The sequence below is a fragment of the Neptunomonas sp. genome (assembly GCF_041601355.1).
Lineage (GTDB): Bacteria > Pseudomonadota > Gammaproteobacteria > Pseudomonadales > Balneatricaceae > Neptunomonas.
On the sequence record NZ_JBFIIH010000080.1, the window covers coordinates 1 to 19,012 of the forward strand.

19 protein-coding genes and 1 pseudogene are annotated in these 19,012 nt (G+C 46.3%); 8 read left to right on the forward strand and 12 right to left on the reverse strand.

What is annotated here, in order from left to right; all coding sequences use genetic code 11:
- Nucleotides 1-213: 213 nt before the first annotated feature.
- The 9 genes from tatC to ABY436_RS12935 all read right to left on the reverse strand — a co-directional run bounded on the left by tatC (nucleotide 214) and on the right by ABY436_RS12935 (nucleotide 7,260).
- Nucleotides 214-1,026, reverse strand: a complete 813-nt coding sequence (gene tatC / locus ABY436_RS12895; RefSeq protein ID WP_372739372.1) for a twin-arginine translocase subunit TatC — start codon at nucleotides 1,024-1,026, stop codon at nucleotides 214-216.
- A complete protein-coding gene (gene tatB / locus ABY436_RS12900) occupies nucleotides 1,019-1,381 on the reverse strand; it encodes a Sec-independent protein translocase protein TatB (RefSeq protein WP_372739373.1) in 363 nt (120 codons plus the stop codon). Before tatB ends, tatC begins: the two co-directional genes overlap by 8 nt.
- Nucleotides 1,382-1,395: 14 nt before the next feature.
- A complete protein-coding gene (gene tatA / locus ABY436_RS12905; protein WP_372739374.1) occupies nucleotides 1,396-1,641 on the reverse strand; it encodes a Sec-independent protein translocase subunit TatA in 246 nt (81 codons plus the stop codon).
- 62 nt (nucleotides 1,642-1,703) lie between these two features.
- Nucleotides 1,704-2,036: a phosphoribosyl-ATP diphosphatase gene (locus ABY436_RS12910; RefSeq protein ID WP_090730941.1), complete on the reverse strand. Its 333-nt coding sequence runs from the start codon at nucleotides 2,034-2,036 to the stop codon at nucleotides 1,704-1,706.
- A 7-nt stretch (nucleotides 2,037-2,043) separates the two neighbouring features.
- Nucleotides 2,044-2,433 (reverse strand): phosphoribosyl-AMP cyclohydrolase, encoded by a 390-nt coding sequence (gene hisI / locus ABY436_RS12915; protein WP_372739375.1) that lies wholly within the window; start codon nucleotides 2,431-2,433, stop codon nucleotides 2,044-2,046.
- Nucleotides 2,434-2,535: 102 nt separating this feature from the next.
- The gene (ubiB, locus tag ABY436_RS12920) at nucleotides 2,536-4,164 is read right to left on the reverse strand and encodes a ubiquinone biosynthesis regulatory protein kinase UbiB (RefSeq protein WP_372739376.1); all 1,629 of its coding nucleotides are present in this window, start codon (nucleotides 4,162-4,164) and stop codon (nucleotides 2,536-2,538) included.
- A gap of 74 nt (nucleotides 4,165-4,238) precedes the next feature.
- The gene (locus ABY436_RS12925; protein ID WP_372739377.1) at nucleotides 4,239-5,780 is read right to left on the reverse strand and encodes a GGDEF domain-containing protein; all 1,542 of its coding nucleotides are present in this window, start codon (nucleotides 5,778-5,780) and stop codon (nucleotides 4,239-4,241) included.
- A gap of 121 nt (nucleotides 5,781-5,901) precedes the next feature.
- On the reverse strand, nucleotides 5,902-6,534 hold the full coding sequence (locus ABY436_RS12930; protein ID WP_372739378.1) for a thiol:disulfide interchange protein DsbA/DsbL: 633 nt from the start codon (nucleotides 6,532-6,534) through the stop codon (nucleotides 5,902-5,904).
- A gap of 123 nt (nucleotides 6,535-6,657) precedes the next feature.
- Complete coding sequence (locus ABY436_RS12935; RefSeq protein ID WP_372739379.1) at nucleotides 6,658-7,260, reverse strand: cytochrome c; 603 nt, start codon at nucleotides 7,258-7,260, stop codon at nucleotides 6,658-6,660.
- Between the two features lie 207 nt (nucleotides 7,261-7,467).
- Between ABY436_RS12935 and yihA the strand changes: the two genes are divergently transcribed.
- Nucleotides 7,468-8,121: a ribosome biogenesis GTP-binding protein YihA/YsxC gene (gene yihA, locus ABY436_RS12940; RefSeq protein WP_372739380.1), complete on the forward strand. Its 654-nt coding sequence runs from the start codon at nucleotides 7,468-7,470 to the stop codon at nucleotides 8,119-8,121.
- Nucleotides 8,122-8,349: 228 nt separating this feature from the next.
- Here the strand turns inward: yihA and polA are convergent, their stop codons facing one another.
- Complete coding sequence (gene polA / locus ABY436_RS12945; RefSeq protein WP_372739381.1) at nucleotides 8,350-11,100, reverse strand: DNA polymerase I; 2,751 nt, start codon at nucleotides 11,098-11,100, stop codon at nucleotides 8,350-8,352.
- A 101-nt stretch (nucleotides 11,101-11,201) separates the two neighbouring features.
- On the opposite strand from polA, the gene ABY436_RS12950 reads away from it, so the two are divergent.
- From ABY436_RS12950 to uvrD, 3 genes are read left to right on the forward strand one after another with little or no spacing between them, the layout of a single operon-like run.
- Complete coding sequence (locus tag ABY436_RS12950; RefSeq protein ID WP_372739382.1) at nucleotides 11,202-11,486, forward strand: DUF2782 domain-containing protein; 285 nt, start codon at nucleotides 11,202-11,204, stop codon at nucleotides 11,484-11,486.
- 4 nt (nucleotides 11,487-11,490) lie between these two features.
- Nucleotides 11,491-12,468: a homoserine kinase gene (locus tag ABY436_RS12955; protein ID WP_372739383.1), complete on the forward strand. Its 978-nt coding sequence runs from the start codon at nucleotides 11,491-11,493 to the stop codon at nucleotides 12,466-12,468.
- Nucleotides 12,469-12,519: 51 nt separating this feature from the next.
- Nucleotides 12,520-14,733 carry a DNA helicase II gene (gene uvrD / locus ABY436_RS12960; RefSeq protein ID WP_372739384.1) on the forward strand — a complete coding sequence of 738 codons (2,214 nt, stop codon included), beginning with the start codon at nucleotides 12,520-12,522 and terminating at the stop codon, nucleotides 14,731-14,733.
- A gap of 170 nt (nucleotides 14,734-14,903) precedes the next feature.
- On the opposite strand, the gene ABY436_RS12965 is transcribed toward uvrD, so the two are convergent.
- Nucleotides 14,904-15,275, reverse strand: a complete 372-nt coding sequence (locus ABY436_RS12965; RefSeq protein WP_372739385.1) for a VanZ family protein — start codon at nucleotides 15,273-15,275, stop codon at nucleotides 14,904-14,906.
- 152 nt (nucleotides 15,276-15,427) lie between these two features.
- Between ABY436_RS12965 and ABY436_RS12970 the strand changes: the two genes are divergently transcribed.
- Both ABY436_RS12970 and ABY436_RS12975 read left to right on the forward strand, forming a co-directional pair.
- Nucleotides 15,428-16,003, forward strand: a complete 576-nt coding sequence (locus ABY436_RS12970; RefSeq protein WP_372739386.1) for a lysophospholipid acyltransferase family protein — start codon at nucleotides 15,428-15,430, stop codon at nucleotides 16,001-16,003.
- A 113-nt stretch (nucleotides 16,004-16,116) separates the two neighbouring features.
- A complete protein-coding gene (locus ABY436_RS12975) occupies nucleotides 16,117-16,701 on the forward strand; it encodes a DUF938 domain-containing protein (RefSeq protein ID WP_372739387.1) in 585 nt (194 codons plus the stop codon).
- 3 nt (nucleotides 16,702-16,704) lie between these two features.
- On the opposite strand, the gene ABY436_RS12980 is transcribed toward ABY436_RS12975, so the two are convergent.
- Nucleotides 16,705-17,094 (reverse strand): acyl-CoA thioesterase, encoded by a 390-nt coding sequence (locus ABY436_RS12980; protein ID WP_372739388.1) that lies wholly within the window; start codon nucleotides 17,092-17,094, stop codon nucleotides 16,705-16,707.
- A 259-nt stretch (nucleotides 17,095-17,353) separates the two neighbouring features.
- Here ABY436_RS12980 and ABY436_RS12985 point away from each other — a divergent pair, with 259 nt between their 5' ends.
- Nucleotides 17,354-18,325, forward strand: a complete 972-nt coding sequence (locus tag ABY436_RS12985) for a PstS family phosphate ABC transporter substrate-binding protein (RefSeq protein WP_372739389.1) — start codon at nucleotides 17,354-17,356, stop codon at nucleotides 18,323-18,325.
- A 178-nt stretch (nucleotides 18,326-18,503) separates the two neighbouring features.
- Nucleotides 18,504-19,012 (forward strand): annotated as a pseudogene (locus ABY436_RS12990) (phosphate ABC transporter permease); the annotation flags it as partial.

The following is a 19,012-nucleotide window of genomic DNA, read 5'->3' on the forward strand; positions in this document are numbered from 1 at the left end:
AATGTTAATTATCAAGGCGTTATCTACCAGCATCTTCCCCTCTCAATGCTGCTTTTTGGCAGCCTCCTTGGGAAGAGGTGCGCATTCTACAGACTCCCCGAAAGGAGTCAACAGCCTTACCTTAAAAAAGTGAAAATTATTCCAAAAACATACTAAAAACAACAAAGACGCCACTCGGGCGCCTTTGATATATCTTATTATTAAGAAAAGCACTTAAGATTTTTGGCTATTAACCTCATCATCTTCTATTGCAGCATCCAGCTCTTCATCAATATCATCATCTTCTTCATTTTTCTTAACGAATACTTTTGACAGAACAATGCCTAACTCAAATAGCAACCACATAGGTATTGCCAACAAACTCTGGGAGATAACATCTGGCGGCGTAAGCAGCATCCCAACGACAAAGCAACACACCAGCACGTAAGCACGCTTATCTGTCAGGTCTTTCGCCGTTGTTGCTCCAGACCAAATCAGCAGCAGGGTGGCTATAGGAATTTCGAACACAATACCAAAAGCAAAAAACAGCTTTAATACAAAATTCAGATAACTACTGATATCTGTCATAACAGCAACATTTTCAGGCCCCACACTGGTAAAGAAGCCAAATATCAATGGGAACACCACATAATAAGCAAACGCAACACCCGCATAGAAGAGTAAGACACTGGAAATCAGCAACGGCGTCGCCAGGCGCTTCTCATGATTATACAAACCAGGTGCTACAAAGCCCCATATCTGATGCAGGATAAACGGGATACCGATAAAGATGGCGAGTACTAATGTTAATTTGAACGGTGCAAAAAAAGGTGAGGTGACATCTGTTGCAATCATACTGGTCCCTGCCGGCAACAAAGCCGTCAATGGTGCCGAAAGGTATTCATACAGATCATTTGCAAAATAAAATAAACAAAGAAATACAGCTAATACAATCAGCAGTATGCGCATCATGCGCTGACGCAACTCTACCAGATGCGAAACTAAAGTCTGCTCTTGCTCTGGAGTCCCGCTTGGCTGCTTACTCATTTGCTGGTTTTTCAATTTTACCGCTACTTGCCTTATCGGAAGTATCGATGGGTTCAGAAACCGGAGACTCAACAGACTGAGCCATTGGCGAGTCTTCACTTAAAGCCTGCTTAAATGGCTGCTTCATCTCACTCAACTCTTTATCAAGCTCTTCTTTTTTAATTGATGCTGTGCGTCGCATCTCATCAAGACGCAGCTCTTCTGATATTTCACTCTGAATACTGGAGACAGCTCTTTTAGCACGCCCTATCCACAAGCCCACAGCACGCACTGCCGTAGGCAATTTCTCAGGCCCGAGCACGATCAGCGCAACCACGCCGATTAATAATATTTCAGCAAAACCGATATCAAACATTCAACAGATCCGGATTATTTTTGATCAGTCGAGTGTTCCTGCTTTGCTGCAGGCTTAGTTTCTTCTTCGAAAGCGGCATCTTTCTCTTGCTGTTCAATTTTTTTTGCATCTTCCGGCTCTTCTTTAATCGCCTTCTTGAACCCTTTTACAGCACTACCCAAATCCCCACCGATATTGCGAAGTTTTTTAGTGCCGAACAGCAAAATAATAATACCAAGCACGATTACTAGCTGCCAAATACTGATTCCACCAAAACCCATATCAATTCTCCTCGATAACTATCGCGCTTACCGGCGATGCATCTCACACATTAATTGCAATTTTATGACTTGTTCCGCGACTCTTTTTCAACCAAACCGGACATATCAAAACGTCGCGCCAGCTCGTTCAAAACAGCCTGCGGGGGTTCGCCCAAATGAGACAGCATAACTAAGCTATGGAACCACAAGTCAGCAGTTTCATATATCAGGTCACTCGTATCACCTGAAAGTTTGGCATCTTTCGCGGCGATAATAGTCTCTACCGCCTCTTCGCCCACTTTTTCTAATATTTTATTAAGACCTTTTGCATGCAGACTAGCCACATAAGATGTATCTGACGCTGCACTCTTCCGCTCTTCAAGAATCTTGCCTAACTGTGTTAACACTTCACTCATCAGACATTTACCCTTTATATATATCATCAGGATTTTTTAATACAGGATCTTCAGCTACCCATTTACCATCACGTAACACACTAAAGAAACAACTCTCTCTTCCTGTATGACAAGCAATACCGCCTTTTTGCTCAACTTGCAGCACAAGCACATCATTATCACAGTCTAGCCGCACTTCATGCAGAGTCTGAACATGTCCGGATTCTTCACCTTTGCGCCATAGCTTCTGCCGTGAACGTGACCAGTATACAGCTCGCTGCTCTTCCACCGTTAGCCGCAACGATTCCTGATTCATCCAGGCGACCATCAAAACCCGCCCCGTCTTATGATCTTGGGCAATGGCGGGTATTAATCCTTTTTCATCCCACTTTATACGTTCTAACCAGCTATCTGTCATCACTATTACAACTGTTCGCTTTCAAAGGAGATGAAGCATACCGGATCATCCTGTGAAGCTCCATCCCAGATACCTTGTATATTGATCCTGGTCTATTACTGCTTAATTGATAAAGAGATAAACACCCAAGCCGCCAATAAACCAACCGATTAAACTGAGCTGCTCCATCCAATCGCGGCTTGGTTCATGACCAAACCATAAAGCAGCAATAATACAACCCACCCCAATCAGCCTTTTTCGACTCAGTTTACTTTGCCGGGCCTCATCCTGTTTGATCTGCGCAGACATCGCTAAACGGCTTTGGGATGGCTGATTCTTAATCTGCTGAAGTGTATCAAATGCCAGCTGCGGGATAAGTGGCATTTTATCCAACCAATCAGGCACTTGCTGCTTAAGTGTTCGATAGGCAGCTTTAGGACCGACCCGATCCTTCATCCATGATTCAAGGAAAGGCTTACCGGTCTGCCACAAATCCAGCTCAGGATACAACTGTCTTCCCAGACCTTCGATATTCAGAAGGGTTTTTTGAAGTAGTACTAATTGCGGCTGCACTTCCATATTGAAGCGACGTGCTGTCTGAAACAAACCTAACAGTACCTGGCCAAAAGAAATATCTTTCAACGGCTTATTAAATATCGGCTCACATACACTACGAATAGCCGTTTCAAACGCCGTCACATTGGTTTCAGCCGGCACCCAGCCTGAATCAATATGCAACTGCGCTACCTGTCGATAGTCCCGGGTAAAAAAGGCCAGGAAATTACGCGCTAAATAACTCTGATCCTCTGCAGTAAGCGAACCAATAATACCGAAATCTACCGCAATATATTGCGGCATAACGGGGTTATCACGGGATACGAAGATATTTCCGGGATGCATATCAGCATGAAAAAAGCTATCTCTGAACACTTGCGTAAAAAACACCTCCACGCCGCGCTCAGCCAGCATTTTCATATCGGTTCCCTGCGCCCGAAGCTCTTCTACCTCGGCGACGGGTATGCCATAGATGCGCTCCATGACTAAAACATTCTGACGTGTCAGATCCCAGTATATTTCTGGGACATAGAGAATGTCTGAATCTTCAAAATTACGCTTCAGTTGTGAGCCGTTTGCCGCTTCTTTTCTTAAATCTAATTCATCAAATAACGTTTGCTCATACTCTGCAACAACTTCTACCGGCCGGAGCCGGCGCCCTTCCTGCCAGGCAGCATGAACTAAATGTGCCAAGGTATACAAAAGCGCCACATCTTTTTTGATGGTTTTGACTATCCCTGGACGAATAACCTTAACAACCGCTTCGCGACCATCCACTAAGGTGGCTTCATGAACCTGTGCGACCGAAGCAGATGCAAGAGGCTTAACATTGAAAGCAGCGAACAACTCAGAAACCGGCTTGCCGAGCGACTTTTCAATAATCTGTTGCGCCTGAGCCCCTGAAAAAGGTGGAACGTCATCCTGTAATCGCTTTAATTCATTGGCAATGTCATCCGGCAACAGGTCTCTGCGTGTCGATAGCATCTGACCGAACTTGATAAACACAGGGCCTAGTGACTCTAACGCCAAACGCAGACGCGCACCTCTTGGCTGTGTCGCTTTGATAAAGTACCGCCACGGCATTAAATAAAGGAGTATTCTCAGATACCACGGCAATGATAGATCGTCAAAGAAAGTATCAAGACGAAAACGAATAATAGTATGAGCTATTTTCAAACTTCGGGAGAGACGTCGCACCGGAGAAAAATCCTATAAATACAGAGGTAAATCAGCGGCTCAAGTGTGCCCGTTCCGGCTCGATAGGTAAAGCATTAGCCGATACAAACACGATTTCGGCCTTCTTGTTTCGCCTTATAAAGCGCGGCATCAGCCCGATCAAAAAGCGCATCTTTGGTATCCGATTGCCGCGTCTCTGTCACCCCAAAAGACATGGTAATCGTCACCGGCTGACCATGAAAATTAAAAGGACTTTTGCTGATAGATTCACGTAATTTTTCAATCGCTTTGGCGCCCTCTTCGGCTTGCGTTGAGGGCATAAGAATAACAAACTCTTCACCACCAAAGCGCGCAACAAAATCAGAGCCTCGCAAATTCTTCGTCAGAACGCGGGAAATCAAGCGTAAAACCTTATCCCCGGCCAAGTGCCCATAGGTATCATTGATGCGTTTAAAGAAATCCAAATCACCGATGGCTACCGAAAACCCCTGCTGGTAACGTGCCCAGCGCTCAAACTCTTTGTCTAAATGATCATCATAGGCGGCTCGGTTAGGCAATCCGGTCAATGCATCTGTTCTCGCTTTTAAACGCTCTTCTTCCATATGAGCTTTGACACGTCCGGTTTCCTCTTCCATCTCCGCGACATGCAGCATAAGGGCATCATAACGCTCTTGAAGCCGCCCATCACGCTCCTCCTCACCACGTTTAAAATCATCCATTACACGAACGATACCGGCAAGCTGAGACGAAACGGACATCTTTAATTCACCCAGATCGCGGGAATCTTTCACAGCTTTACTAATGGTCGTTACATCCTGCCTGACTCGTTCATCTAACTGCTTATGCGCTTCACCTGAAACCATTTGCTCACTATGGCTTTCGTGCAAAAAACCCTGTACTTCGACCAACTGGGTATTAAGCGTAATCAGATAGTTTTCAAAATCCTCGTTATTAGTGGCTGCAGCCAGTTGAGCCAGTATCACTACATTGGCTAAAACTTCTGACAAGGCCTCTAACACCAACCCTTCTTTAATGCGGCCAACTAAAGCATTCGCTTCCTGCCGGTCTTCGCGCGTCAAATTTAACGAATGAATCAACTGTATGAGCTCAACACCAATAAGAGACAGGTCTATATCAGCAGGCTTTTGGCTGTTAACTGTACTCAATTCAGACTTTTCTGAAGCAAACACCGCTGCTTGCAATGACACCAGGCGTTTTAGTAACGAAGGGAATTTATAGATAGACTCAACAGACTCAGCAACCAGGCACTCTAATTTAAGCAGAGCCTCAAACTCTGAAGAGGTGGCTGAAACATGACTTTTCAGCTGAGAAATCCACTCAAGAACTATTTTTGTAATAGCCGTAGCGATCTTCTCTCTGGACTGGTCCAGTTTACGAATATGCTTTCCTAAATTAGTAACAACACCCCGGGATGGCGGAGGTGAACTAAGACCATTTAAGGTGCTGCGAAGCAAGGTCAATTCATGATCCAGATCAGACGACTGCCCCTGAAGGCCGAGCGTCAAATGAGAAACAGCCAAACGAAGCTGATCATTATCCTGACTCTTTTCCAGAGCATCAATCTCCAACGCCGCGTCTTTATATTTCTTTTTCCAGTCGGTTGATTCCTTGCTCACCACATATTTCCATCTGTTAATGATTAACAAGTTAATCTTAGTTCAAAGAATTCACCTTGCACAGTAAGCATCTATGAAAAAGCCGCCTCATTCGGGCGGCTTTTCATCAACTCCAATACACTTATTTCGCTAGCTCTGCTTGCTCTTTAGCGACTAAGTAGTTAACCACATCCAGCATCTGCTTTTGTCCACCAGCCATCGCCGCTGTTACTCGATACTTACCATTAACCACCAGCGATGGCACACCGTCTACTTGATAACCACGAACTTTTGATTCACCTTGGTTCATTTTCGTATTCACCGCAAACGATCCGTAGGTTTTCTCAAATAGCGCACGATCAATGCCCATCTCGGCATAATAGTCAGCAAGGTCATCCATATTTCTGAAACGTTTTTTCTGTAGATGAATGGCATCAAACATAGGCTGATGCGTTTTTTCTACACTATTTAACAGCTCAGCCGTGTAATAAGCACGCGCCAGCGGCTCCCAGCTACGACCAAAAACTACGGGTATCCGCTGAAAATCAACCTGCTCAGACTGCTGCTTATGCCATGCAGCCAGCATCGGCTCGAAACTATTACAATGTGGACATGGGTAACCAAACAGCTCCGTCACTTCAATTTTCGCAGGGTCGGCAGTCTTAACAGCAAACGGCAACTCTACAAAATGCTTTCCCGCTTCGTAATCTTCTGCTGCCGAAGCCGTTGTGCTCAGACCTAATACTAACAAAACAGACAATAACGCCTTCCACATACCCACTCTCCAATTAATTTTCAGATTTTTCAGTCAGACCATAAACGAACCAAAGGGTTCATCTATTCCTGAGAATTAAAAAAGGCAGCCTAAGCTGCCTTAATTATCAAAAAGGCCCGGATATTAATACAAGCCCTGAACGTAGCTGGAAACCGCTTTGATCTCAACATCGCTCAGTTTAGCCGCGATATCACGCATCATCGCCTGCGGATCGTTATTACGCGCAGCAACCCGAAAATCTTTCAGCTGTTTTTCAGCATAGGCCGCATGCTGACCAGACAGAGCAGGGAACCCTGCAGCAGACATACCTTTACCATCGGCCGCATGACAAGCAGTACATGCAGGAACACCTTTCTTAGCTAAACCAGCACGATAAATCTGCTGACCCAGTTCTAGCTGATCTTGAGCAACCTTACCGCCCTGAATAGCTTTACCAGAAAAATACGCCGCAATATCTTCCAGATCCTGATCGCTCAGGTTGTCCAGCAAGCCAGTCATCTCTACGACAGGACGCGAGCCTGATTTAATATCTTTCATCTGTTTAACTAGATAGGTTTCATTCTGACCTGCTAGTTTCGGGAAATTTGCAATTGCACTGTTACCATCTGCACTGTGACATGCGGCACAGACTGCTGTTTTTCCCTGCCCCGCTGCCGCATCACCTGCTGCATTTGCTACACCAGTGATACCTAAGGTTAACAGTAAGCCGATCAGTAGTTTATTCATAATGAACTCAGACTCTTGTCATTCAGAAAAATGGATGTTTATCTTGAAATTAGTCAATAACCTCAAGACAAACCGGAAATCTTTATTATGCCCTGCTACTAGAGCTAGACTCTGTTCAAGGGTAAAATTTGGCGGCATTATAACTTAATATCCACACAAACTGGAACGGTTAATATAGAACCAATCCCTTTAGGTAACCTAAAGTCTATGACTGCTAACGTGAATTCTATCCATTATAACGCTGCTCGTTTTTCGATCAGTGCCGATAAATTGAGCCAGTGTCCAGATGATAGCGGAGCAGAAGTTGCGTTTGCGGGACGTTCCAATGCGGGAAAATCAAGTGCTATTAATGCTCTGACGAATAACAGCAAGCTTGCCCGGACGTCAAAAACACCGGGAAGAACGCAACTGATCAACTTTTTTGATCTTAATATCGAAGGGCTTCGGCTGGTCGATCTACCTGGCTATGGTTATGCCAAGGTACCTATCGCCATGAAAGAACACTGGCAAAAGCATCTTGACCAGTATCTACAGCAGCGCGCCAGTCTTAAAGGTGTGGTTCTTGTCATGGATATTCGCCACCCAATGAAAGAGTTCGACCTGATGATGGTCGAATGGTGCCAGTCAACACACGTGCCTTTACATGTGTTATTGACTAAAGCAGACAAACTCAAAAGAGGCCCGGCTCAATCAACCTTGCTTTCGCTGCGTAAAGAGTTAACTGCTCTGTTGGGCGATAAAGTGACTATTCAGTCTTTTTCAGCGTTAAAGCGAACCGGTATCGACACGCTGAGCGCACGCTTAGATGAATGGTTATCCCAAGGGTTTGACGAATACGAAGATGAATCAGAAGAAAGCTAAGCCTCTACAGCTAAGCATGTAGCGAAACAAAATAAATCCCCAGACAAAACCCTGAAGGGGGAGGGTTTTGTCTGGGGCAAATTTCTGCTATAAACCCACACATCTGTACCAGGGTACTTGCACGTACACAGTACTAAAAAAGGGGAACTTTTATGATGTGTATTATAGTGACCACTTAATTTTCATTTAAGTTCCCCGATTGTTCAAAAAAAGTACTTTTTTTAAAACTTAATGCGCCTGCTCCCAGTTTTCGCCGCTTCCAGCCTCAACAATCAAAGGAACATCCAGCTCGGCGGCAAACTGCATCTGCTCTGATATCCGTTCCTTAAATTCTTCTACCTGCCCGGTACGCACCTCAAAGACTAATTCATCATGCACCTGCATAATCATACAAGCATCAAAACCACTCCCGGGCAGCCATTGGTCAACCTTGATCATTGCACGCTTAATAATATCTGCGGCGGTTCCCTGCATAGGTGCATTGATTGCCGTGCGTTCTGCTGCCTGACGCTGGATTGCATTACTGGCATTTATCGCTGGCAGGTATAAACGGCGTCCATATACCGTTTCAACATACCCCTGCGATTTGGCTTTCTCGCGGATCTCTTCCATATAATTCTGCACCCCGGGGTAAGTAGCAAAATAATGCTCGATGTACTGCTTAGCTTCGTTTCGGCCGATGCCTAACTGCTTAGCTAAACCAAACGCAGACATGCCATAGATTAAGCCGAAGTTGATCGCTTTAGCACTACGACGCTGATCTGCCGTCACCTGACTCAACTCTGTATTGAATACTTCGGCCGCTGTTGCTTTGTGGATATCTTCTCCCAATGAAAACGCCTTTAATAAGCCCTTATCCCCGGAAAGGTGCGCCATGATACGTAATTCGATTTGGGAATAATCGGCGGCTACCAACTGATAGCCCTCAGGCGCGACAAAAGCATGACGAATACGTCGCCCTTCTGCTGTTCTTACCGGTATATTCTGTAAATTCGGATCAGTAGAGGAGAGGCGCCCGGTGGCGGTAATTGCCTGATGATACGAGGTATGAATACGCCCGGTACGCTTGTTAATCATCAATGGTAGTTTGTCGGTATAGGTCGACTTCAGCTTGCTCAGGCTGCGATGCTCGAGCAGTAACTTGGGGAGTGGATATTCCAACGCCAGCTCCTGAAGAACCTCTTCTGCTGTCGAGGGCACACCTTTTGGTGTCTTTTTACGCACGGGTAACTGCATTTTTTCAAACAAGATCACCTGCAGTTGCTTAGGCGACGCCAGGTTAAATACCTCACCGGCTAACTCATGCACTTCACGCTCAAGTTCTGCGAGACGCTGCTCAATTTCAATGCTCTGCTTACCCAATAAACTGGCATCAACCATAGCGCCATGGCGTTCAATTTTTGAAAGCACTGGAATTAACGGTATCTCGATCTGCTCAAGCACACTCGTGAGCGATGCCTCTGTGGATAACCTGGCATTCAAAGCCTGATGTAAACGTAACGTGATATCAGCATCTTCCGCAGCGTAAGGCCCCGCCTGTTCGAGATCGACCTGATTAAACGTCAGTTGTTTTTTTCCCTTGCCGGCAATCTCTTCAAAGGTAACGGTTTTAACACCCAGATATTTTTGCGCAAGACTATCCATATCATGTCGGGTAGCCACTGAGTTCAACACATAGGACTCAAGCATCGTATCAAACGCAACACCTTTTAATTCGATGTCATACCGGGCCAGCACATTCATATCGAACTTAATGTGCTGACCTACTTTTTTATGTGTTTCGCTTTCTAATAATGGCTTTAGTTGCACCAGTACTGCATTTCGATCCAGCTGAACCGGCGCACCTACATAATCATGTGCTAAAGGCACGTACGCGGCCTCTCCTGCCTGCACGGCAAAAGAAACACCCACCAGCTCGGCTTCCATATAATCCAGCCGGTCTGTTTCTGTATCAAAGGCAAAAAGACCAGCGGCTTTTAGCTTATCAAGCCAGCGATCCAATTCGGCCTGCTCGGTAATCACCTGATAGTTTACGCTTTGCGGTACGTCTGGCATCGCGGCTACCGCTGCTTTTTCTGCTGCTACCGCGTCAATGCCTTCTTCCAACTCTTTTACCCAACCACGAAACTCATATGCCGAAAACAGTTCCAGTAATTTGTCTTTATCCTGCTTTGGATGCTTAATATCCGACAGTTCGAAATCAAGAGGCACATCTGTCTTAATCGTTGCTAATAAGTAGGATAACTCGGCAGCTTCACGATGATCCTGCAGTTTTTTTGCCATGGTTTTAGATCCGCGAAACCCCAATGCAGCGATATCATCCAAACGCTCATAAAGCGAAGAGATGCCCCCGATGCCCTGCAGCATGGCGAGTGCCGTTTTCTCTCCAACACCAGGAACACCCGGGATGTTGTCACTTTTATCACCTACTAATGCCAGAAAATCGATAATCAGGTGAGGATGGATGCCGTACTTTTCTTTAACCCCCTCCGCATCCATTACCGTATTGGTCATAGTGTTAATCAGCGTTACATGCTGATTGACTAACTGAGCCATATCCTTATCACCGGTCGAAATCAGAATATCGCAGCCCTGTTGAGTCGCCTGTAGCGCCATCGTGCCAATGACATCATCCGCTTCTACCCCATCCTCTACGATCAATGGCAAGCCCATCGCACGGATAATCTTATGTATAGGCTCAATTTGTAATCGAAGATCATCTGGCATGGGCGGGCGATGCGATTTATATTCAGCAAAAATCTCATCCCGGAAAGTCTTGCCCTTAGCATCAAAAATAACGGCGATACGGCTTTCAGGATATTGATTAATCAAACTACGTAACATCGACGTGACAACACGCACAGCGCCACTTGGCACGCCATCACTGGTTCTTAAATCCGCCTGTTGTGAGGCAAAAAATGCACGGTATAAATAAGATGAACCGTCGACTAAAATAAGGGGAGCTGCTTGCTGAATCATTATCAATCCGTCAGTTAGTTACCCGGGATACTTTACAGAGCAGGTGTCCGGGATCACAATCATAGTAAAAATGGCACGACCAAACCAATGGGTATGGAAGAATGAATAAACATTTACTGATAATACTGACGCTATTGATGTCAGTTACCGCTTTTGCCGCAGGATTACCGGGCGACCCTGAAGAAGGCCAACCAGATATTAGTATTCGTCATCAGGATGATACCACTTATTATGAATACCGTATCAATGGTGAGCTACAAGAAATCAAAGTTGTGCCTTCTGTTGGTAAACCCTACTATCTTGTCCCTTCAGAGGGACATGGACCTATGGTTCGTATTGAAACATCAACACTCCTGATCCCTAAATGGGTTATTTTTCGCTGGTAATCACGTGGCCGTATATACACAACTTTCGCAAGATGACATGACTAACTTGCTGGCTCAGTTTGATCTGGGCCAGTTGGTCTCGTACAAAGGTATTGAAGGCGGTATTGAGAATACCAATTACTTTGTCACGCTCGAACAAAACAATCAGCATAAAGACTATGTGCTGACAGTCTTTGAAGAGTTTAGCATGGACGATATGCCTTTTTTTGTGGAACTGACCACCTGGCTGGCAGAACGGCAGATTCCGGTTCCTTTCCCCTATAAAGACCGTAACGGCATAGCTCTGAAAAAACTGCATAATCGACCGGCATTATTACAACCCCGGTTTACCGGTCATCATGTCGCACAAGCCGACCTCAGCCCCGAGCATTGTGCTTCTATCGGCACGCATTTAGCCAAATTTCATCTGGCCTCAGAAAACTTCTATCTTCGCCGACAAGCCCACCGCGGTGTATTCTGGTGGCGACGCGAGAGCCAGAATATTCAGCGTTACCTGAGTAAAGAAGATGGAGAATTACTCGCTCAGGAAGTGCGTTTATTTGATGAATTGCGTGAGCAGCCCTGGGGGCTTCCCATGGGAACGATTCATGGCGATATGTTCCACGACAATGCGCTGTTTGAAGGCAACCAGGTTTCTGCCATTCTTGACGTTTATAATGCCGCAACCGCCTTTTTATTATTTGATCTGGCGATTGTCGCAAATGACTGGTGCACCCTGCCCGATGGCAAAGTGGATCCAGCTCGCGAACAAGCACTGCTAAAATCGTATCATGCAGAAAGACCGTTTACGCCAGATGAATATAAAGCCTGGCCTCAGCTAACGCGAACCGCTGCCATGCGCTTCTGGCTGTCACGACTGATTCCGGCTTGCGGTGTCGAACAAGCCGGTCGCCAAAGTGGCGACATGGTGATTAAAGACCCCGATGAGCTCAAGCGCATACTAGAGCAACGTATCGCTACCCCTTCGAGCCTGCCCAGTTAAACACAGGGCAGTTGCGCTTCACTGAACGACATAGAGAAAGCACCCGTACTGATGGATGTAACAGCAATAATTGATGGTTTAAACGACGCACAGCGAAATGCAGTGACGGCACCCGTACAAAATTTACTGATTCTGGCTGGCGCCGGCTCAGGCAAAACTCGTGTACTGGTGCACCGTATCGCCTGGCTGGTGCAAACAGAGGGGATGTCCCCATACTCCATCATGGCAGTGACCTTCACTAACAAGGCGGCGCGTGAAATGCGTGGCCGTATTGAAACACTGCTGGGTGTTAATCCCAATGGCATGTGGGTAGGAACTTTCCATGGCCTGGCTCACAGATTGTTGCGTGCACACTGGCGAGATGCCGGTTTAAACGAAAATTTTCAGATCATGGACAGTGAAGATCAGCTGCGCCTGATAAAGCGCCTCTGCAAAGAGATGAACCTGGATGATACCCGCTGGCCTGCGCGTCAGTTTCAGTGGTACATCAACGCCCAGAAAGATGAAGGTTTGCGCAGCCGCCACATTGAGCGAACCGGCGACCCGCACGATGCCATCATGATCCGCCTGTATGAAGCGTATGAAGAAGCCTGCGAGCGCGGCGGCATGATCGATTTCGGTGAGCTGCTGTTACGTTGCCTTGAATTACTACGCGACCACAGTCCAACGCTACTGCGCCATTATCAGGAGCGTTTTCGCTACCTGCTGGTTGATGAGTTTCAAGACACCAATGCCATTCAATATGCCTGGTTACGCCTGCTGTGTGGTAATGATCGTAAACTGATGGCCGTTGGTGATGATGACCAATCGATTTACGGCTGGCGTGGCGCGCGCATCGAGAATATCCAGAACCTGCCTGAGCATTTTCCCGGTGCCGATACGATTCGCCTTGAGCAAAACTATCGCTCGACACAAACCATACTCAAAGCCGCTAACGCCGTTATCCAAAACAACCGTGGACGTTTAGGCAAAGAGCTCTGGAGTGAAGGTAAAGAAGGCGAAAATATCAGTCTATATGCTGCCTTCAACGAACAGGACGAAGCGCGCTTTATTGTCGGGCAAATTCAGAAGTGGATCGATCAAGGTAATATGCGTGCTGAATCAGCCATTCTGTATCGATCCAATGCCCAATCACGGGTACTTGAGGAAGCCCTGATTCGCAGTGGTATCCCCTACAAAATTTATGGCGGCCACCGCTTCTACGATCGACTGGAGATCAAAAACGCGCTGGCTTATCTGCGTCTGGTTGCTAACCGCGAAGATGACACCGCCATGGAGCGTATTATCAACGTGCCAACACGTGGTATCGGCACTCGCACCATCGACGTTATTCGAGAACAGGCGAGAAACGAAAATATCTCGATGTGGCGTGCCGCCAATAAAGTTGTCGAATATAAAAAATTACCCAATCGAGCGCTGACTGCCCTGCAGCTATTTCTCGACCTGGTCAACCAGATCGAGACTGATAGCACAGGCACAGAACTACACGAACAAACCGACCACGCCATACAACTCAGTGGTTTGATCGATCACCACAAAAAAGAGAAAGGTGAAAAAGCGCAGTCCCGCTTAGAGAACCTTGAAGAGCTGATTAACGCCGCCAAACAGTTCAGCGGCCAATGGGTCGCCAGCCCGGAAGAAGAAAACGTCAATGAGCTGTCTGCTTTTCTCGATCAGGCCGCACTCGATGCCGGGGATGCGCAAGCCGCTGATCATCAGGACAGCGTTCAGCTAATGACCCTACACTCCGCCAAAGGGCTGGAGTTTCCATTGGTTTTTCTGGGTGGCATGGAAGAGGGCCTGTTCCCTCACAAGATGTCGGCAGAAGAGCCAGGGCGAATGGAAGAAGAGCGACGCCTCTGTTACGTCGGCATTACACGCGCCATGCAAAAGCTATTTCTTACTTACGCTGAATCACGGCGTATGCATGGCCAGGAAACCTTTAACCGCCCCTCTCGCTTTATTCAGGAGATTCCTTCTGATGTGATTGAAGAGGTGCGCCTGAACGCCAGCATCAGCCGCCCGATGACCTCTAATAATAATTATAATAGCTCATCCAACAGCTTATTTAGCCCGAACTCCGTTCAACTGGATGATGACACACCAAAGTTACATATCGGCCAACAAGTACGCCATCAAAGCTTCGGCGAAGGCACCGTCCTGAACTGCGAAGGCAGCGGCCCAAAAGCCCGGGTACAGGTAAACTTCGAGAATGTCGGTATGAAGTGGCTGGTATTGGGATTTGCAAAACTGGAGCCTGTTTAGGCTCCAAATTCACTATCGAGCAAACCATTGGGAACACGTATTGCTATTGTCAGGCGAGAAACGCAGGGAAGTCGGCGAAGCAGACCCAACAGCGGGGTCGCCTTTGGATATGCTTTGAATTAGAAAGCGGTTTTTGGCGAAGCAAATACCTTTACCCTCGAAAGAGGAAATTACTCCGCAAGTTTCCCGTGAGGTTTTAACAGCAATCTGGCCAGATATGCCAATAGAGCCCCACACACAACCCCGCCACTATTGGCCAGCATATCCAGCCACTCGCCATAGCGGTTAACATACGGTTGAATAAGCTCGATAGCACCGCTCCAGCCTATGAAGACTAAGCCAATAACGAGCCAATATTTATGCTGCCGCAATGCCACAGGGAACATCAGCGCAGCGTAGGCGATGAAATGATGCGTTTTATCTGTACCCGGCACGTTGGGTAACTGATCAGCAGGCCATAAAGACAGTAACGTAATAACGGTCAGGATAAGCAGTGAAATTACCGCCCAATTTGTTCTGATTAAGGAGAGTATATTTGTCATTTTTTATCGTTTCATTTCACTGGTCTTAGCATAAATACAGCTTCTGCATACAGTTTGGTAAGGTAAATGTTCTCACCTATTCATCTATCCCGCTATACTTCTCTTAAGCTAATAATAAGAAATGCTATCTTTTATAAAGGACTCTTCCTGCCATGCAGCAAAAGCCTATGCGTACTACCATGTTTACTACCCCGATTATCCGCCCTTTACTGCGCGGCTTTTCACGGATAATGCTTAAACTACTGGGCTGGAGAGTCGTAGGCAGTATGCCTGAGGATATCAAACAGTGTGTGTTGATTGGCGCGCCTCATACGAGCAATTGGGATATGCCACTCAGCTTGATGATGGCTTTGTCTCTTGATACTCAGCTGCATTGGATCGGCAAGCAAAGCATTTTCAAATTCCCGTTCAGCGGTTTAATGCGCTGGATGGGTGGTATTCCAGTGGACCGCTCACATGCCAATAATATGGTGGAGGCCAGTATCGCTAAATTCAAAGAGTTCCCGGAACTGAGAATCATGATCGCGCCAGAAGGAACCCGGGCGCGGGTTAAACAGTGGAAAAGCGGTTTCTATCACATTGCTCATGGCGCGCACGTCCCTATTGCATTGGCATTTATAGACTATAAAAATAAATGCGGCGGCATTGGAAAGTTCATGACAACCAGCGGTGACTATGACAAAGATATGCTGGAAATAAACGCTTTCTATAAACCGCTTATCAACTAATACTCTTTATACTAAAACGCTTTAAACTGACAATCCGAAACTGTTTTCTTTTTCGCTTGTCTTAGGTATTACGTGCTACCACATTCATTATAACGATAATAATTACGGTCTCTATGCTCAATTACAGTGAAGCGTGTGAACGCAACAAACAGCCTATTTCAGATAGCTTATCTGTTTATCTGGCCAGCCAGAAAAGCATTCTGGAAGTCGGTAGCGGCTCAGGACAGCATGCACTTTTTTTGAGTGCTCATCATAACCATCTACAATGGCAGCCATCAGATCAGGATCAATACCTTGATGCTTTAGCGATCAATATCGAACAATATGCATCCAGTGGTGTATTACCACCAATAGAACTTGATGTTCGACAGACTTGGCCAGAAACTCGCTATGACGGTGTTTTCACTGCCAATACGTTACATATAATGAGCTGGAATGAGGTCGAAAGTTTTTTTAAAGGCGCAGGCTCAGTGTTACAAAAACACGGGTACCTATTCGTCTATGGCCCGTTTCGCTATCAAAACGCTTACACTTCCCCGAGCAATGCTCAGTTCAACCAGTGGTTGAAAGCCCGGGATCCTGCCAGTGGTATCCGCGATTTTGAAGCAGTTGATACCCTCGCACGTGATCAAGGTCTGTCGTTAGTTGACGATTTTCAAATGCCGGCAAATAATCAACTATTGGTCTGGCGTCGGTAACATTCATTCATAAGAGCGAATATGACCGTCATCATTAATGGCAACCTGGACACATTCGGTTTCTGTCACCTTACGCATAGCGCGGCCATCCGGGCAACGACCCCAAACCTCTACCTTCATCCGGATAGAACTGTTCCCTGCTTCAACCACATCTGTATAGAAACTCAAAATCGTCCCCACCAAAACGGGTGACATAAACTCCATACCACCAATCGACACTGTCGCGACACGACCTGCGGTTTCACCACCAGCACGCATCTCAGCAGCCAATACCGCCTGAGACGATACCCAGCCACCGTAAACATCTCCAAAAACATTGGTGGCAGCATGACTGGCTGGCAGTTTTAGCGTGAGTTCACCACAGGGCGATAAATCTGAATTATTTGTATTCATTATTTTTCTTGATCGTTTATTTGTTATTTTGAATAGTCTTGGAGTTTATCTGAAAAATTAGACTAAAGTCACACAAAGATCACCTGATACTCACATGAGTATAAGTACAAACAGCAAAACTGCGAATCTTCCTTCGATACACACCTTACTTTAGCCTGCTTTTTAACACGCTGGCCAGCGATGTCACATTATTGTCACAAACTCTGCTTATATTACGGCTATCTGACTTAACCAATACATAATCTCTCTGGAGCTGATAATGAAACCCATGAAGACGTTATTCGCGGCTGTTGCAATGACTGCAACATGCCTGACGGCAAACGCTACAGATTTGCTGGACGCGAATCTGCCAACTTATACAAAAGCTGCTGGCGTATCGGGTAACCTGTCTAGCGTTGGTTCTGACACACTCGCCAACCTGATGACATTGTGGGCTGAAGAGTTCAAGCGTGTTTATCCAAACGTCAATGTGCAAATTCAGGCAGCAGGGTCATCTACTGCTCCTCCAGCCCTGACTGAAGGCACCGCCAACATGGGGCCTATGTCACGTAAAATGAAAGATAAAGAAATTGAGTCATTCGAGAAAAAATACGGTTATAAACCAACACCGGTTGCTGTTGCCATCGATGCATTAGCTGTTTTTGTACATAAAGATAACCCCATTAAAGGCCTGTCTATACAGCAGGTTGACGCTATTTTCTCATCTACCCGAAAATGCGGCGCTGCTGAAGATGTATCGACTTGGGGCCAGGTCGGAGTTGAGGGTGCTTTGGCTGATAAGAGTTTACAGCTATTCGGCCGTAACTCAGTATCCGGTACTTATGGTTACTTTAAAAGCAAAGCACTGTGTAAAGGCGATTTCAAAAACAACGTAAACGAACAGCCGGGTTCTGCTTCTGTTGTACAGTCGGTTTCAACGTCCTTAAACAGTCTCGGTTACTCGGGTATCGGTTACAAAACATCTTCCGTTCGCGCTCTGCCACTGGCTAAGAAAGAAGGAAGTGCGTTTGTAGAAGCGACACCGGAAAATGCCGTCAACGGTGCTTACCCGCTGTCTCGCTTCTTATATGTTTATGTTAACAAAAAGCCTGGCGCCGCGCTTCCTCCAATGGAAGCCGAGTTCCTGAAAATGGTACTGGCTAAGGTAGGTCAGGAGGTCGTTGTAAAGGATGGCTATATCCCTCTACCGGCTAAAGTGGTTGAGAAGCAGATGGCCGATCTGGGCCTGTAATAACGAGCTGGACTGCACGTTGTAGCAAAAGAATACTACAGACGGCTACATCAGCCACATCAGGGAGTGCCGACAGGCACTCCCTTTTTCAGTTTATGCTGATCTGTAACATAAATGTCACATTTATTACCTATCCTGTTGCCACTGTTATCATGGATCCATCAGGACTAAATTCCCCATGAGTATTGAAAACACATCTGCTCCTCAAATAGATTTCAACACACCGGCCCAACTGCGGATGCGCAAATTTCGTGCGCTGAAGGATAAGCTGGCTTGCGGCGGAATTGCCTTTGGCGGTATTAGCGTCATTGTTGCGATTGTGTTGATTTTTTTCTACTTACTCTATGAAGTAATGCCACTATTCCAATCTGCCCATGTGGAACCATGGCAGAAAAATGATCAGGCAGTTGAAAACTATGCGGTTCCCGGCACGGGGAAAACGCTGTACCTGTCGATGGAAGAACAAGCAGAAATAGGCGTTCGCGTATCAGATCAGGGAGAAGTCGTCTTTTTCAACACCCTTAATGGTAGTGTGATTAAAGCGGAACAGATCAATGTACCGGCCAATGTAAGCATTACGACCCTATCAACAATATCTGATCCCTTGCGTCAATTTGCAATTGGTTTCAGTAATGGTGATGCTCTGGTTATTCAGCATGACTATTCCTCTTCCTACCCTGATGGTAA